Here is a 14,869-nt window from a genome sequence, read left to right as displayed (position 1 = left end):
TCGGCGGTCGCGATGTCGACGGCGTCGCCGACGTCAGACACCGAACTCGACGGGCAGGCGGTCCAGCCGGGTCTCCCAGGTGGAGGCGGTCGAGGACAGCTCCTCCGGCGGCACCGCCAGGCGCAGGTCCCGCAGCCGGTGCAGCAGGACGTCCACGGCGATCTCGATGACGGCCAGGCCGATGTTCCGGCCCGGGCACTCGTGCGGTCCGCCGCTGAACGCCAGGTGCGACTGGTTGCCCTGCACGGACACCCCGGCGTCCGGGCGGATCTCGGGGTCCTGGTTGCCCGCCGCGAGGCCCAGCACCAGCAGGTCGCCCTCGCGGACGCGGTGACCGCCGAGTTCCAGGTCGCTGGTGGCGAACCGGCCCGGCAGAACGGCCAGCGGCGGGCTGTTCCACATGACCTCCTCGACGATCGCGGAGACGTTCAGCCGGCCGCTGATCAGCCCGGAGAGCCGTGCGGTGTCCGTGAGGACCAGTTGGAGCACCCTGGCCAGCAGGTTGCTGGTGGTGGTGTGGCCGGCGATCAGCACCAGCCGCAGATGGCTGACCACCTCGTCCTCGTCGAGCCCGGCGTGGTGGGCCAGCAGGGCGGTGGTGAGGTCGCTGCCGGGTTCGGACCGCTTGCGCACGACGAGCGCCCCGAGGATCTCCTGGATGCGGCTGTCGTGCGTGACGGCGTCCTCGCCGCCCTTGAGGACCTGGGCGCAGGACTCGACCAGGTCGCGCCCCTCCGCCTCGGGCAGCCCCAGGACGCGGGTGAGTACCAGCATCGGCAGGTAGTCGGCGTAGTCGCTCACCAGATCGGCGCTGCCCGAATCCGCGAAGGCGTCGATCTCCTTGTTCGCGAAGTGCGTGGCGTGCCGTCGGACACCGCGGCCGGCCGCGGCCTGGAGTCCGTCGGTGACGGCTCCGCGCAGCCTGCGGTGCGGCTCGCCGTCCTGGGAGACGCAGTCGGGGCGCCAGCCGAGCATCGGCACCAGCGGCGAGGTGTCCGCCACCCGCCCGTCGCGTCGGTCCCGCCAGATCCGGGCGTCCCGGGTGAACTGGCGTGGGTTGTCGAGCACTCGGCGGTTGTCCCGGTAGCCGAGCACCAGCCAGGCCGGCACGTCGCCCTCCAGGAGCACCGGCGCGACCGACCCGTGTTCCTTGCGCAGCCGCTCGTGGATGCCGCCCGGGTCACCGGCAGCCTCCTGCCCGTACAGCCGGGCGATGTCCGCGCCGTGGTGGGCGACGGGGCAGCCGCGGGCCGCGTCGGGGGCGTTCTCGGTCGGGTCGCTCATCGGGACTCCACGGCCACGGCCGAGCGTTCCCGCAGGTGATGGATGAGGGTGACGAGCACATCGCGGCTGGCGGCCCGGTCCCGTGCGTCGAAGGCCACGACCGGGATGTGTTCGGGGATGTCCAGGGCGTCCCGGATCTCGTCCACCGGGTAGTGCTTGGAGTCGGGGAAGACGTTGAGGGCGATGACGAAGGGCACCTTCTGCCGTTCCATCTCCTCGATCGCCCGGAAACTGGAGGCCAGCCGCCGGGTGTCGACCAGGACGACGGCGCCGAGCGCGCCCTTGAACAGCCCGTTCCACAGGAACCAGAACCGCTCCTGACCGGGCGTGCCGAACAGGTACAGGACCAGGCCGTCGTTGATGCCGATCTTGCCGAAGTCCAGGCTGACGGTGGTCTCCTCCTTGTCGGCTACACCGATGAGGTGGTCGACGGCGGCGCTGGCCTGGGTGAGGGTCTCCTCGGTGGTGAGCGGCTTGATGTCGCTGACCGACCGGACCATCGTGGTCTTTCCGGTACCGAAGCCGCCGGCGATCATCACCTTCACCGAGCGGGTGTCCCCGGCCGTATGCCGACCGGTTTGCTCAAAGCCTTTCAAGTCCACTGAGTACCTCCTCAAGGAGCGCGAGGTCGGGCCCGCGGCCGGCGTCGTGGGCCGGCATGGGGTCACGGGCTTCGACGTGGCCTTCGTCCAGCAGGTCCGACAGCAGCACGGCGAGAATGTTGAACGGCAGTCCGAGGTGGGCGCCGAGTTCGGCGACCGAGAGCGGATCGCGGCAGTGCCGGACGATCTCCTCGTGCTCGTGCTGCATCCCCGGTACGGGAGCCGAGCGGGAGACGACGAGGGTCGCCACGTCGAGACTCGACGCCGAACCGCCCGGCCCGCTGCGTCCTCTGGTGAGGACGTAGTAACGCTCGAGACCGGACGGATCCGACGGTCGGCGGGGAGCACTCATCCAGAGTGCTCCTCCAGGCGCGGAGTGGTGCCGAGGAGCTCTCCCATTCTGCGGGCGAGGTCTCTCATCTGGTGTCCGAGCAGGCCCTGGTCGAGGCCCTCCCGGGCAAGGACGCCGAGGTAGGTCTCCACGCCGGCGCGGACCACGAAGAGGTGGCCGCCGTCGACCTCGATCATCGCCAGCCGCAGCTGCCCCGCGTAGGAGGGGAACTGTTCGGCGACCGGCTGGGCCAGCGCCTGCAGGCCGGCCACCACGGCCGCGAAGCGGTCCACGTCGTCGGGGTCGTCCGCCCCGAAGGAGGTGATGGCCTTGCCGTCGCTGGAGGCCACGAGGGCGAAGCGGATCTCCTGAATGCTCTCGACGAGATCACGGAGCGCCCAGCTCACGTCGTTTCCCTGTTGCGTCATGGGGTGTGGTCGCTCTCCTCGGTGCGGTGCTCGGTGGACTCGCGTCCTGCGGGGGTGTCACCGGTGGTGGCCTCTTCGGGCGCCGCGCCGGTGTCGCGTTCTTGGGAATCGTGCGCCCCCGCGCCGTGTGCCGCGCTGTCGCGTCCGGCGATGTCGCGTCCGGCGGTGGCGAAGGCGGCGAGGCCGGTGAAGGACGCGTCCGGTGGTACGGGGGTGACGGTGCTCGGCCCGCCGTGCTCGGGCCGTCCCGTCGGCTGCGGCTGCGCCTCGGTCCGCCTGACGCTGCGGCGGCGGGGCAGTCCGCCGGGCGTGGTGGCCGGTGCTCCGTCGGACTCCGGAGGCACGGCGGAGTCGGTCGGCCAGCGGTCGGCCTCCCCGTCGTCGGTGACCGCGGTCCAGGGCAGCACGGACGGGACGGCGGGGGCCTTCGGTACGGGAACGGTCGGCGCCGCGGCGGCCGTGGGCAGCGGGCTGAAGTACTTGTGCGGCACGACGACCACCACCGAGGTGCCGAGCCACGGCGAGTCCGCGAAGGTGACGCGGATGCCGTAGCGGCGGGCGAGGGCGCCGACGACCCTGAGGCCGATGTTCGCGTCCTCGGTGATGCCGCCGATCCCCGCGCCGGGCGCGGTGCCCGCGAGGGCGTGTTCGGCCTCGCGCTTCTTCTCCTCGCTCAGACCCTTGCCGGAGTCCTGGATCTCGATTCCGACGCCGTTCGGGACCTCCTTACCGGAGACGATCACGGGCTCGGTGGGCGGCGAGTAGCGCGCCGCGTTGTCCAGCAGATGCGCGAAGATCAACGTGAGGTGGTCCACCAGGCCGCCGTCGACGCCGAGTTCGGGCAGCCGACGCAGCTGGACGCGGTGGAAGTCCTTGATCCGGCCGATGCCGCCGCGCATCACGCTCAGCAGCCGTTGCGGCTCCTGCCACTGCCGACCGGGTCGGTCCGAACCGCCGAGCACGCCGACACTGGCGGCGAGACAGTCGGCGGGGCCGATCTCCTGGTCGAGCTCCATCAGGCCTCGGGCGACGACCGGGAGGCGGCCGTGCTCGCCCTGCAGCTCGTGCAGCCGGCCCCGGAGTTTGCTGGTCAGTACGTGGATGCGGTTGCCGATGCTGATGACGGCCTGTTCGGCGGAGGTGGAGCGGTCGAACTCCTCCTCGAGCGCCATCAGGGCGATCCGCAGGGTCCTGCGCAGTTCGGTCTGGAGTTCGACACCGACCTCGGCGCTCCGGTCGACACTCGGCAGCACGTCGTCGATGGCGTCACCGGCGCGCAGCCGCTCGATCGCTTCCGGCAACTGCTCGTCGGCGAGCCGGGTCACCGCGGCCAGTTGGTGCGCCGATTGCTCCCGCAGAGCCTCACGCTGCTCGGCGATCCGCACTTCGTGACCGGCGGCCTGTTCGGCCAGCCGGACGTCGTGGTCCGCGGCCTGCTCGGCGATCCGCGCCTCGAAGGACTGTGTCTGGCCGGTGAGTTGGTCCTCGTGTGCCGTGTTCCGGTCGGCGATGAGCCGTTCGTGTGCGGCTTTCTGCTCGGCGAACCGCTCCTCGTGGTCGGCCCGTGCGGCGCGGAGGGTGCGCTCCGTGCGGGCCAGTCGGGTCCGGGTGCGGAGCAACAGCCGTACGCATACCGCACCGGCCGCCGTGGCGGCGGCGCCGGCGACGGCCGTCGTCATTCGCTCCGAGCTCATGAACGTGGCGGCAACCGTCCCGCCGCCCAGGCCCAGCGGCATCAACCACCAGCTGTACCAGGCGACAGGGGGCCGCACCGCCGGTGGCGGAGTGGCGAGTTCCATCTGCATCCTTCGAAGCAACACGATCGAACAGGGGGGTGTGCAAGGGATCGCACTCAGGGGTACGGACCGCGAACGGGCGCGGCGTGATCGCTTCAACTCGCAGCGCTGTCAAGGAGCTTATCGGTTCCCACCGCAAAAGGATCAAGTTCGGGGGGTGGCGGAGGTGAGGGTTCCGTCACGCTCCGGAGGAGAGACGAGGGCACCCAAGGGTCCTTAAATACTTGGCAGTTGAACCTGACGGCAGTCGTCGCCCCGAAGAACTTGGCCGCAATTCGAAGACATATGACATTCAAACATGCCCACATCCACCCGCCCAAGGGTAACTTGCAAGGCAGGGACCGGCGTTGGGCCGATCCCACCGTGCATGGAGCAGGCTGGAGGCGATGGCGTGGTGCGGCACCAACCTGCACCGCCTACCCGGTATCTCCGCGTCCACCAGGACCGGGGACACACCGTGCTGGAGTTCCGCGGCGAGATCGACATAGCCGCGGAGGCGGAGGTCGTCCCGCACCTCGATGCGGCGACCTCGGAGCCCGGGTGCCGCATCGTGCTCGATCTGACCCGGGTCGAGTTCCTGGACGCCTCGGGTCTGCGCCTGCTGTACCGCGCCCGACAGCGGGTGCTGGACCAGCACGGCCGGCTGCACCTCGTGTGCACCCACGCGCTGACCCTGCGCCTGTTGCGGATCACCGGCCTGGCCGGGCTGCTGCCCCCTCGGCCCACCCTGGACGCGGCCCTGGAACACCCCGGGGCCGCACCCGGCCCGGGGTGAGTGTCCGGGCCGCTATTCGGTCGGCGGGGCGTCGAACAGGGCGCTGACCGACTCGCCGTTGTGGATGCGGCGCACCGCCTCGGCGAGCGCCGGGGCGATGGACAGCACCCGCAGCTTGTCCGTGTGCTCGTCGGCGGGCACCGGAACGGTGTTGGTGCACACGATCTCCAGCACGTCGGGCTGCTCGCTCAGGCGTTTGAGCGCGCCGGCTGCGAACAGGCCGTGCGTACAGGCCACGCGAACGGAGCGCGGGCCCAGCTCCCTGAGCCTGTCGAGCAGTTCGAGCACCGTGCTGCCCTTGGCGATCTCGTCGTCCAGGACGATGACGTCCCGTCCGGCCACCTCACCGATGACGGAACTGATCCGCACCCGGTCGTCGGCGAACCGCTGCTTCGCCCCGGCCGCCACCTGCGCCCCGATCAGCCGGGCGAACGCCGCCGCCTCCTTGGCGTTGCCCAGGTCGGGCGAGACGACGGTGGTGCGGCTCAGGTCGTACTGGCGGAAATGCGCGGCCAGTTCACGCAGTGCGTGCAGGTGGTCCACGGGCACGGAGAAGAAGCCGTGCACCTGCGGTGCGTGCAGGGTCATCGCCAGGACGCGGCTCGCGCCTGCCGCCACCAGGAGATCCGCGACCAGACGTCCGCCCATGGAGATGCGCGGGGCGTCCTTCTTGTCGGAGCGGGCGTAGGAGTAGTGCGGCATCACGACGGTGATCCGGGAGGCGGACGCCCCGCGGGCCGCGTCACACATCAGAAGGAGCTCCACGAGGTGCTCCTGGACCGGTTTGACCAGTGGCTGGATCAGGAACACGTCCCGCTCACGGCAGTTGGCCAGCAACTGCACCTCCAGGCAGTCGTTGGCGAACCGGCTGGCCCGGACCGGGCTGATCGGTACGCCGAGATGCGCGCAGACCTCCGCCGCCAGTTCCGGATGGGCACTGCCGCTGAACACGGCGATGTCTCGCACGGTCGGCTCCTCGAATGATCTGTCGGCCGGGAGCCTCATGCTAACGGCCACGAACCCTCACCCAGCCCGCCGTGCCACCACGGCGTGCGCCCCACGTGCTCCCGGCGATGCCCTCCACACCTCAACTTCCCTGTCTGCCAGGGGAAGTGGGGGGCATTCGGTCAGTAGGAAGGAGGGCCGTCACCATGACGACTCCCATCAGGCGCCTCCCCGGGCGCATACCGGGCTGGGCGAAGGCACTGACCGCGGTGGTGGTGGTGCTCGCCGTGCTGTTCGCCGGTGTCCGGCTGAGCGTACTGCCGGGCCTGAAGGACCTGTTCGGCACGGAGGCCCAGGACCGCTCCGGCCCCGCGCTCCTGGAGTCCATCCAGGACATCAGCCGGTACGACGCGGCGACCGGCAACTTCCAGGTCGTGGTGGATCTGGAGAAGGACGCCAGGTTCCTGCCCGACGCGGTCCGCGGCAGCCGCACCCTGTACGTGGGCGCGGGCACCGTCGACGCCTATGTCGACCTCGGAAAGCTCGGCGAGAACGACGTGCAGGTCGATGAGGACCGTACGTCCGCCACCCTGCGGCTGCCGCACGCCCGCCTGGGCACTCCGGCACTCGACCCCGAGCGCTCCTACGCCGTCTCCAAACAGCGCGGGCTGCTCGACCGCCTCGGTGACCTCTTCTCGGACAACCCCAACAGCGAGCAGGCCGTCCAGAAGCTCGCGGTGCGGCACATCGGTGACGCGGCGAAGGAGAGCGGGCTGACCGCCCGCGCCGAGAGCAACACCACGGAGATGCTCGAAGGGCTGCTGCGTTCCCTGGGGTTCAAGAAGGTGGAGGTCGCCTACGGCGACTGAGCCGTACCGGCACAGGGTCGGCGTGATGGTCGCTTCACCGGGTAACTGACCGATCCAGCAAAGCAGTTGACCACAGGAGGACGGAATGCCCCGTACTGCCTCACGCCGGCTCTTCGGGTGGCGCCACACGCCGGGCAGCGGTCCTGGGCCCGCGCGCGGCACCGGGGGCGAAAACGGCGGGCCGCGACCGCTGCCCCTGCCGATCCGGCTGCTCGCGATGCTGTGCGCCTTCACCTTCATGGTCGTCTTCGCGATGATGCTGGCCCGGCTCACCCTGCAGCCCTCCCCCGCCTCGGAGGCACTGATCCACACCAATCTGCGTCCCGGCCGTTCCCTGCGGGCCTATCTCGACCAGCCCGCGCTGCGCGACGCCGTGCGCCAGGTCGGCGGCAACATCCTTTTGGGCATGCCCTTCGGTGTCCTCGCGCCGGTGGTGGCCCCGCGCACCCGCGGGTTCCTGCGCGTGCTGCTGCTGACCGGGAGCGTGATGCTCATGGTGGAGTTCGCGCAGGGAGCCATGATCACCGGACGCGCCTTCGACATCGACGACGTCATCCTGAACACCAGCGGTGCGCTGATCGGGTATCTGTTGCTCGGACGGCGGCTCAGCCGCGCCGTGCACGCACGGAGGCCGAAGGCCGACGCGAGGCCGAGCGCCGGGGCCAAGCCGAAAAGCAGGAAACAGGCCTGACCCGGGCGGTGCCACCACAGCCTCGGGGCGCAGGACATCACTCCCCTCACGCCTACTGGCGAACGGTCCAGGTGAATTTGTCCCCGCCCACCCAGCGCACCGTGTCCGGGTCGTCGAGATCATGGATCGTGATCCCGAACGCGGCGGCTGCCTGCAGGACGTCCGTGATCGTCCTTGCCTCACCGATCACTTCTCCGTCGATCTCCACGATCCGGAACGGCGGCGTACCGGGCTGTACGCCGAGCACCATGATCCGTGGATGGGTCATGTACAGGCTCCAGCTTTCCGTCATGCCTCAAAGGGTAGGACGCAAACCGGACGAACGCGGCCTCGGGGAACCACCCGGCAGACGGAAATCCGACAGCCGGACCCGGAAATTCCGGAGTATCGGCACCGACGCGCGCCGGGGCGGCTCGACCGGCGGATCCTCGGCTGCGTCCGCGCCCGGGAGCCCGGTCCGAGGTGATACACATCACCTCAAACCGGGCACGCGGACGGAACACCCGGAGGCCGTTCCCCGTTGAAGGAGGCGTGGGTGCGGAGGGAACAGCGTCCCCGGGCCTCACCTTCCGCCCACAGGGACGATCGTTCGGCTGAAGCCCTGTGGAGCCGTCCGCCGAGAGGCGACCGCCGTCCGTGCCCACCGCTGACCGCCCCGGCCGTGATTCCCCCGTCACGGCCGGGGCTTCCATTCTTCTCGTGTTTCCCCGTGCGGTCCGTGTCGCACGGCGTTCGCCGCGCAGACCTGCCGCGTGTCATGCGGAGGGCTCGTCCGGTACCGGCTGGTCCGGGTTGGCGGAGGCCGAGTGCGGCGCGCCCCGACGGCCGGTCCCGGCCTCGTCCGTGTCGGGGACGTCGGGCTGCCGCTCACCGGACGCGTCCGGTCCTGCGGACTCCTCCTCGACCGCGGCGGGTGCGACCTCCCAGGGGTCCTCGCCCTCACCGGCCTGCTGGTCGGGCGGGTCCCGGGGGACGCCCTGGCCGCTCTCGCCCGGCCCCTCGTCGCGGTGGTCGGTCATGGTCCTCTCCCTTCCTCCGCACGCCGTCACGTACGGCCGGTGTGTACGGGCGTCCGTACGCCGTCGATCCGGCTGCCGCGCGGGTACCTGCGCTGTGAGCTGCGAAACCTCAGCGCGGCGTCCGTTCCTGCAGCGCTCTGCGCCAGGCGGGCGGCGGGGACTGCGGATCCGGGTCGGGGCGCCGTCCGCCGCGGGTGAAGAAGTCGGCGAGCGGCAGGATCGCGGCGCCGACGGTGACGGCGTCGGGGCCGAGACTGCCCAGCTCGATCGTCACGTTCTCGGCGGGATGGCGCAGCGCGTACGAAAGGGCGTGCCTGCGCACGGCGGGCAGGAAGCGGGAGCCGAGCTGAAGGCCGGCCCAGCCGCCCATCAGGATGCGCTCCGGCTGGAAGAGGTTGATCAGGTCGGAGAGGCCGGCACCCAGGTACTCGGCGGTCTCCTCCAGCACCGCGAGGGCGACCGGGTCGGCGGCGGTGCCGTCGGCGGGGTAGGCGGCGGCGAGCATCGAGGTGAGCGCCGTCTCCTCGTCGGTTCCGTCGGGGCCCCGGCCACCCTCCTCCCGCCACCGGGCGAGCAGCGACTCGGCGCCCGCGTAGGCCTCCAGGCAGCCGAGCGCGCCACAGCGGCAGCGGCGTCCCCGCACCCGTACGGTCAGGTGCCCCCACTCGACCGCGCGGCCGTGCTCCACCTCGGGCGTGACGAGGCAGGCGCCGACGCCGGAGCCGAAGAGGACGACGAGGGCGTTGCGGGCGCCGCGTCCGGCCCCGAACCACATCTCGGCCTGCCCGAGGGTCTTGGCCCCGTTGTCGATGAAGTAGCGGACGCCCTCGGGCAGGGGCGAACCACCGCGCAGCAGGGACTCCAGCTCGATGGCGTCCCAGCCGATGGTCTGCCCGTGCACGACGGCACCCCGGTCGGGAGTGTGCTCGACGATGCCGGGGACTCCGATGCCGACACCGAGGAGCCGCTCGGGGTCGAGGCCGGCGGTGGCGAGCACCTCGGTGATTCCGGCACGGATGTGGTCGACGATGACCTCGACCTCGTAGCGCTGCTGCTCCAGCGGGCGCTCGGCCCGGGCGAGTTCGGTGAGGGTCAGGTCGAACAGTTCGACCCGTACCCGGGTCTCGCCGACATCGACGCCGATCATGTGGCCGCTGACCGGTGCCACCCGCAGCAGGGTGCGCGGGCGGCCGCCGTCGGAGTCGACGCTGCCCGCCTCCTCGACCAGGCCGTCACCGATCAGGTCGGCGACGACATTGCTCACCGAGCCGGAACTGAGCCCGGTCGCCGGCCCGAGCTCGAAGCGGCTGAGCGGGCCGTCGAAGTAGAGCCGCTGCAGCACGGCCGTACGGTTGGCCCGTCTGAGGTCGCGTACCGTGCGCCCGTTCCGCCCCGCCATATGGCTCCTCCCAAAACCCTGCCCGACCTGCAACATACCCTCGGGGACCGGACTGCGCGACTTCCCCCCACCCTTATTTAATGCTGTGAACTAACACCGCCGACCCCCGTCACCGCGCCACAGCCCACGCACTCCGCCCCGCGCCGGCCCGCGGCGAGGCCTTCTCGGGGAAAAGCACTGGCTCGCACTCCTTCGGGATCCTTACCCTGGGCCGGAAACCAGAGCCTCCAGGTTCAGAAAGGCCAGGCTGGGAGAGCCCCATGAGATCACTCACCGAACAAGACATCCGCGGTTCCTTTGTCAACTGTTCGAAGGGTGAGGCCAAGCGCCTGTTCGTACCCCACGATCTCGGGGAGCGGACCTGGGACGAGCTGGACTTCCTGGGCTGGCGGGACCCGGGTGCGCCCGACCGCGGCTACCTCGTCACCGAGCGTGCGGACCAGGGCCGCCTGGTGGGGGTGGCGCTGCGCTTCCAGCCCGCCCGGCGCGGGTTCCTGCACCGCAGCATGTGCTCGCTGTGCCTGACGACCCATCCGCGCGGAGGCGTCTCCCTGATGACCGCGCGCAGGGCGGGCACGGCCGGGCGCGAGGGCAACTCGGTCGGCGCCTACATGTGCACCGACCTCGCCTGTTCCCTCTACCTGCGCGGCAAGAAGGTCCCGGAGACGGGCCCCCGCTTCGAGGAGACCCTCACCCTGGAGGAGCAGATCGCCCGCACGCTGGGCAACCTCCACTCCTTCCTCGACAAGGTGTGACAGCCGGTCGCGGCATTGGTCGGCACCGGCCGGCGAACGCCCCGGTTCATCACCCGGCCGCCTGCGGTCCCCCCTGAACACGTTCGATGCGTCCGGGGAGGGGGAACCGTCGGAGGATGCGAGTGGTTCGTGAGTGGGTGTCGCCGGCCAGGCAGTTCGTCAAGCAGCGGCGCGATCCCGTGGCCGTGCAGACGCTGCGTTCGGCGGCGGCGGCGACGATCGCCTATGTCATCGCACTGCGGCTGAGCCCGGAAGCCGCCCCGCTCACCGCTCCCCTGACGGCTCTGCTCGTCGTCCAGGTCACCCTGTTCTCCACGCTCACCACCGGCGTACGCCGGGTGAACGCCGTGGTGACCGGGGTGGTGGTCGCCATCCTCTTCAGTCTGCTGGTGGGGCTGAGCTGGTGGAGTCTGGGCCTGCTCATCCTGGCGTCACTGATCGTCGGCCACTTCGTACGCGTGGACGAGTTCGTACCCGAGGTGGCGATCAGCGCGATGCTGGTGCTCGGGGTGACCCACCACGGGGACACCGCGTGGGCGCGGATCGTGGAGACGCTGATCGGCGCCGTCGTCGGGCTCGCCTTCAACCTCCTGCTGGCCCCTCCGGTGTGGGTGGAGGAGGCCGGTGAGTCGATCGAGTCGCTGGCCCGGCGGGTGCGGCAGCTGATGCTGCGCCTGGGCGAGCAGGCCTCCGAACGCACCCCCCACCATCGCGCGGCGGCCCGGCTGCACGAGGCCCGCCGGCTCGATCACGACATCTCCGAGGTGGACGCGGACCTCCGGCAGGCCGAGGACAGCCTGCGGCTGAACCCGCGGGTGCGGGAGGGCCTGCTGCACCGGGTCGTGCTGCGCACCGGCCTGGACACCCTGGAGATCTGCACGGTCGTCCTGCGGGTGCTGGCACGCACCTTCACCGACCTCGCGAAGGAACGCGAGCCGGACCCTCTGTTCCCGCCGGAGACGGGTGCCGCCGTCGAACAGTTGCTGGCCGAGATCTCCGACGCGGTGGTCAGCTTCTCTGTGCTGGTCACCTCGAGCGTCAGCGAGAGCGCGGAGTCCGCGGAGGAGCGGCTCATCGCGGGGCTGCGGCAGGCCGCCACGACCCGCGACCGGCTGGCCCGACTGCTGCTGGAGGAGGTGCGGCGGGACGCCCGTCAGTGGCAGTTGCACGGCGCGCTGCTGACCGAGGTCAACCGTATTCTCGACGAGATGGACATCGAGCACCGTTCGAAAAGGCTGCTGGAGGAGCTGGACCGGTACGCGCGCGAGCAGCGTGAACGCCTGCCGCGGCTCACCCGGATGCGGGAGCGGCTGCGCGTGCCGAAGCGGCTGCACCGGAACCAGCGGGGTACCGCCGGGCGTTCTCTGTGACGGGACCGGCCGGCGGTGTGCGCGCCGTCGGCCACGGAGACGAAGGGGGCGCGCGAATGACCGACACCACCGTGCGGATCGACGGGAACACCTTGCGGCTGCCTGGCGGTACGGCGGTGCGGTTCATCCGTACGCTGCGGCTGCCGGAGACGGGAACGCACGCCCTGCCGCCGGGCCTGGGCGAGTTCCCGGTACGGCGTGTCGCGGACTACGCGGAGTCGGTGCCCGAAGCCTGGCGGGCGCGCGGCGGTGTGATGCTCCCGGTGTATCTGCGGGAGGCCATGTGGCTGAGCTTCGCGGGCACCGAGGAGCCGGCCGCGTTGCAGGTGGGGGTCGGCAAGGTGTGCGCGGTCTCCGGCCGCCCGTGGAGCGACCGGCCGGCTCGCGACCCGCAGAACTACCTGGTGCTGCCCCGGCAGCCCTGGCTGGACGGCATCAACTCCGGGAAGGGCACGGTCCGCCAGTTCGTGGCCGTGCCACTGGGGCTGGGCGCGACCGTCGAGGGCCAGGTCACCGGCGAGGAGGTGTGGGGCGGTGTCCAGTTGCAGTCCTTCCCGCTGAAGCCGGAGGCGCTGGCCCGGTGGCGCGAGGAGGAGCGGGAGCGGGTCCGCCTGCTGCGGGCGGAGCGGGCGCGGCTCTCGGCCCACACCGCCGGCTTCGGTGCCGCGCCCGCCATGGCGGCGCCGCCCGCGCCGGGCGCGGCACCCGCGGCGTTCGGCGGCGCGCCCCGGGCCGCCGCGGCCATGGGGCTCGGCGTCGGCGGTTCGATGCGGCAGGAGGTCTACCAGGACGACCGGCCACTGTCGGACTGGTCCGAGCGGCCCGCCGGCCGGGTGTTCGTCCACCTGGTGACGCCTCCTCAGTGGCGGAGCATCACGGGTGAGGCACCGCCGCCGTCCCCGGTGGACCGGGCCGCCTACACCCGGGCGGGGCTGCCCTGGTTCGACTACTACGACCAGGACGCGCAGGACCTCGAGCCGACCGACACGCTCCAGTCGGTGAAACCGGTCGGCGACTGGCTCGGGGACGACCACGAGCCCTGGCAGCCTCCGTCGCCGCACCAGGTGAAACCGCTCGGGGACGCGCAGGGCGAGCCGGTCGAGGACGGCGACTGGTAGGCGCCGGGCCGGGGGTCTCCTCAGCCGTCCCCGTCGGCACGCTGTCGTTGCAGCGGGCGGGGGCAGGACACCGCGCTCGCCTGGGAGAGGAGTACCCGCATGCGCTCGGTGAGCTGGCCGAGGTCGTCGGCGGGCCGGTGGAACGGCAGCCGTACGTCGCCGCCGGTGCGGACGCGTTCGATGCGCAGCGTGAGTCCGTGCCGGTCGACGGCGAGCGGCTGCACGCGGACCGCGCCGTGCAGGCTGCCCGGGTCGACCAGACGGGTGAGCCGTACGACCGCGTCGCCGTGGCAGTCGGCGAGGTGGGTCAGCAGCCGGGCCTCGGCGGTGGCGAGCGGGTCGGGACGTGCCGCGGCGAACTCGTCCGGGTCGACGACGACGGCTCCGGACGCCTGCCGCAGCACCACACGCGTGGCCCGGAAGGCGAACCGGCCGTCCTCGACGGTGAACCGGCCCGCGAGCCACAGCCTGGCACGGATCCTCTTCCGTACCGGGACGGGTGCGGCGTCGGCGAACTCCAGCACGGCGGACGGTTCGCCGCGGGGCGCGCAGATCGCGGCGGTGAGCAGTGCGCTCTCCTCGGGCACCTCCAGCAGGACGCGGCCGTCGTCGCCCACCCCGTGCGCACCGACGAACTCCTCCCGGAAGCCCTCCGCGGTCACCGCGCAGGACCATGCGGCGGCGAGCACGGAGCGGGCCCGTTCCGCCGCGCCGGGCTCGGCCGTCCAGACGTGCGTGTCGTCACCCATCCCCGAACCTCCTATTAGGTAAGCCTTGCCTAACTTAGCGAAGATCGGGGCGCACGCCAACCGGGCCGCGTGACCTGTGCGAGACCTTTCGGCACCTTCTCAGATCGTGAGGACACCGAGCAGCGCGCGGGCGCACAGATCGCGCACCTCCTCGCGGCTCAACTCGGAACCGCGCAGCCACTCCAGGCATACCGCCGTGATGAAGGCCAGCCAGCCGCGCACGGCCAGGCGCGTGTCCGGCCGCCCTCTCAGCAGCGGACCGAACTCGGGGTCCCCCGCCAGTGCCTGAAGAATCTGCCGCTCCTGCGCGGCCAGAGCGCGCCGGTAGACCCGGCGTACCGCCTGGTCCCCCGCCGCGTCGGCACGGTGGAAGGCGCGGTAGCCGTGCGCGTGCTCCTGGACGTACTCCAGGTATGTTTCGAGTCCCGAGGCGAGCTGCCCGCGCACCGGGGCGCCGGGCACCGCCGCCGTCATGCGCAGCATCCGCTCGCTCTCGCGCTCGACGACCGCCGCGAAGAAGTCCCGCTTGGTGGGGAAGTAGTGGTACAGCAGCCCTCGCGAGACCCCGGCGATCTCGGCCACCTGCTCGATCCACACGTCGTCGTACGGACTCTCCGAGAACAGTCGCGCCCCGACCGACAGAAGCTGCTCGCGACGCTCCCCGGTACTGAGCCGGCGGCGCGTGCGCCCGCCCTCACCCTCGTTCGCGGCCATCCCCGCACCTTACTTGACGCCGGT

General features: G+C 71.4%; 17 protein-coding genes. 6 read left to right on the top strand and 11 right to left on the bottom strand.

Annotated elements, in window-relative coordinates; genetic code table 11:
• Window positions 1-33 precede the first annotated feature (33 nt).
• The 5 genes from AC6F7H_RS31495 to AC6F7H_RS31475 are packed head-to-tail and all read right to left on the bottom strand — an operon-like array spanning window position 34 to window position 4,444.
• Window positions 34-1,284, bottom strand: a complete 1,251-nt coding sequence (locus tag AC6F7H_RS31495; RefSeq protein ID WP_500761145.1) for a cytochrome P450 — start codon at window positions 1,282-1,284, stop codon at window positions 34-36.
• Entirely contained in the window at window positions 1,281-1,886 is a 606-nt protein-coding gene (locus tag AC6F7H_RS31490; protein ID WP_500761143.1) for a GTP-binding protein, read from the bottom strand. Before AC6F7H_RS31490 ends, AC6F7H_RS31495 begins: the two co-directional genes overlap by 4 nt.
• Window positions 1,867-2,238 carry a DUF742 domain-containing protein gene (locus tag AC6F7H_RS31485; protein WP_500761141.1) on the bottom strand — a complete coding sequence of 124 codons (372 nt, stop codon included), beginning with the start codon at window positions 2,236-2,238 and terminating at the stop codon, window positions 1,867-1,869. Before AC6F7H_RS31485 ends, AC6F7H_RS31490 begins: the two co-directional genes overlap by 20 nt.
• Window positions 2,235-2,645: a roadblock/LC7 domain-containing protein gene (locus tag AC6F7H_RS31480; protein ID WP_109378666.1), complete on the bottom strand. Its 411-nt coding sequence runs from the start codon at window positions 2,643-2,645 to the stop codon at window positions 2,235-2,237. The genes AC6F7H_RS31485 and AC6F7H_RS31480 overlap by 4 nt, the downstream gene beginning before the upstream one ends.
• On the bottom strand, window positions 2,642-4,444 hold the full coding sequence (locus AC6F7H_RS31475; protein WP_500761139.1) for a sensor histidine kinase: 1,803 nt from the start codon (window positions 4,442-4,444) through the stop codon (window positions 2,642-2,644). The genes AC6F7H_RS31480 and AC6F7H_RS31475 overlap by 4 nt, the downstream gene beginning before the upstream one ends.
• A gap of 364 nt (window positions 4,445-4,808) precedes the next feature.
• Between AC6F7H_RS31475 and AC6F7H_RS31470 the strand changes: the two genes are divergently transcribed.
• Window positions 4,809-5,216 (top strand): anti-sigma factor antagonist, encoded by a 408-nt coding sequence (locus AC6F7H_RS31470; protein ID WP_258308355.1) that lies wholly within the window; start codon window positions 4,809-4,811, stop codon window positions 5,214-5,216.
• 12 nt (window positions 5,217-5,228) lie between these two features.
• On the opposite strand, the gene AC6F7H_RS31465 is transcribed toward AC6F7H_RS31470, so the two are convergent.
• Entirely contained in the window at window positions 5,229-6,182 is a 954-nt protein-coding gene (locus tag AC6F7H_RS31465; RefSeq protein ID WP_500761137.1) for a ribose-phosphate diphosphokinase, read from the bottom strand.
• A 185-nt stretch (window positions 6,183-6,367) separates the two neighbouring features.
• Here AC6F7H_RS31465 and AC6F7H_RS31460 point away from each other — a divergent pair, with 185 nt between their 5' ends.
• Together AC6F7H_RS31460 and AC6F7H_RS31455 are read left to right on the top strand one after the other, a co-directional pair.
• The gene (locus AC6F7H_RS31460) at window positions 6,368-7,030 is read left to right on the top strand and encodes a DUF4230 domain-containing protein (protein WP_500761135.1); all 663 of its coding nucleotides are present in this window, start codon (window positions 6,368-6,370) and stop codon (window positions 7,028-7,030) included.
• Between the two features lie 217 nt (window positions 7,031-7,247).
• Complete coding sequence (locus AC6F7H_RS31455) at window positions 7,248-7,721, top strand: VanZ family protein (protein ID WP_500762163.1); 474 nt, start codon at window positions 7,248-7,250, stop codon at window positions 7,719-7,721.
• Between the two features lie 52 nt (window positions 7,722-7,773).
• Here AC6F7H_RS31455 and AC6F7H_RS31450 read toward each other — a convergent pair whose 3' ends face one another.
• From AC6F7H_RS31450 to AC6F7H_RS31440, 3 genes are all read right to left on the bottom strand, one after another.
• Window positions 7,774-8,013 (bottom strand): hypothetical protein, encoded by a 240-nt coding sequence (locus AC6F7H_RS31450; RefSeq protein WP_109378672.1) that lies wholly within the window; start codon window positions 8,011-8,013, stop codon window positions 7,774-7,776.
• A 463-nt stretch (window positions 8,014-8,476) separates the two neighbouring features.
• On the bottom strand, window positions 8,477-8,740 hold the full coding sequence (locus AC6F7H_RS31445) for a hypothetical protein (RefSeq protein ID WP_500761133.1): 264 nt from the start codon (window positions 8,738-8,740) through the stop codon (window positions 8,477-8,479).
• 109 nt (window positions 8,741-8,849) lie between these two features.
• The gene (locus AC6F7H_RS31440; RefSeq protein WP_500761131.1) at window positions 8,850-10,139 is read right to left on the bottom strand and encodes an ROK family protein; all 1,290 of its coding nucleotides are present in this window, start codon (window positions 10,137-10,139) and stop codon (window positions 8,850-8,852) included.
• 260 nt (window positions 10,140-10,399) lie between these two features.
• Here AC6F7H_RS31440 and AC6F7H_RS31435 point away from each other — a divergent pair, with 260 nt between their 5' ends.
• From AC6F7H_RS31435 to AC6F7H_RS31425, 3 genes are all read left to right on the top strand, one after another.
• Window positions 10,400-10,894 carry an FBP domain-containing protein gene (locus AC6F7H_RS31435; RefSeq protein WP_500761129.1) on the top strand — a complete coding sequence of 165 codons (495 nt, stop codon included), beginning with the start codon at window positions 10,400-10,402 and terminating at the stop codon, window positions 10,892-10,894.
• 116 nt (window positions 10,895-11,010) lie between these two features.
• The gene (locus tag AC6F7H_RS31430) at window positions 11,011-12,264 is read left to right on the top strand and encodes an FUSC family protein (protein ID WP_500761127.1); all 1,254 of its coding nucleotides are present in this window, start codon (window positions 11,011-11,013) and stop codon (window positions 12,262-12,264) included.
• Window positions 12,265-12,320: 56 nt separating this feature from the next.
• Window positions 12,321-13,382 (top strand): hypothetical protein, encoded by a 1,062-nt coding sequence (locus AC6F7H_RS31425; RefSeq protein WP_500761125.1) that lies wholly within the window; start codon window positions 12,321-12,323, stop codon window positions 13,380-13,382.
• A 20-nt stretch (window positions 13,383-13,402) separates the two neighbouring features.
• Here AC6F7H_RS31425 and AC6F7H_RS31420 read toward each other — a convergent pair whose 3' ends face one another.
• Together AC6F7H_RS31420 and AC6F7H_RS31415 are read right to left on the bottom strand one after the other, a co-directional pair.
• Window positions 13,403-14,131 carry a DUF2470 domain-containing protein gene (locus AC6F7H_RS31420; protein WP_500761123.1) on the bottom strand — a complete coding sequence of 243 codons (729 nt, stop codon included), beginning with the start codon at window positions 14,129-14,131 and terminating at the stop codon, window positions 13,403-13,405.
• A gap of 99 nt (window positions 14,132-14,230) precedes the next feature.
• Window positions 14,231-14,845, bottom strand: a complete 615-nt coding sequence (locus AC6F7H_RS31415) for a TetR/AcrR family transcriptional regulator (protein ID WP_500761121.1) — start codon at window positions 14,843-14,845, stop codon at window positions 14,231-14,233.
• Window positions 14,846-14,869 lie beyond the last annotated feature (24 nt).

Source organism: Streptomyces sp. MMS24-W38, from assembly GCF_059889265.1.
This window is presented reverse-complemented; position numbering and strand designations above follow the sequence as displayed.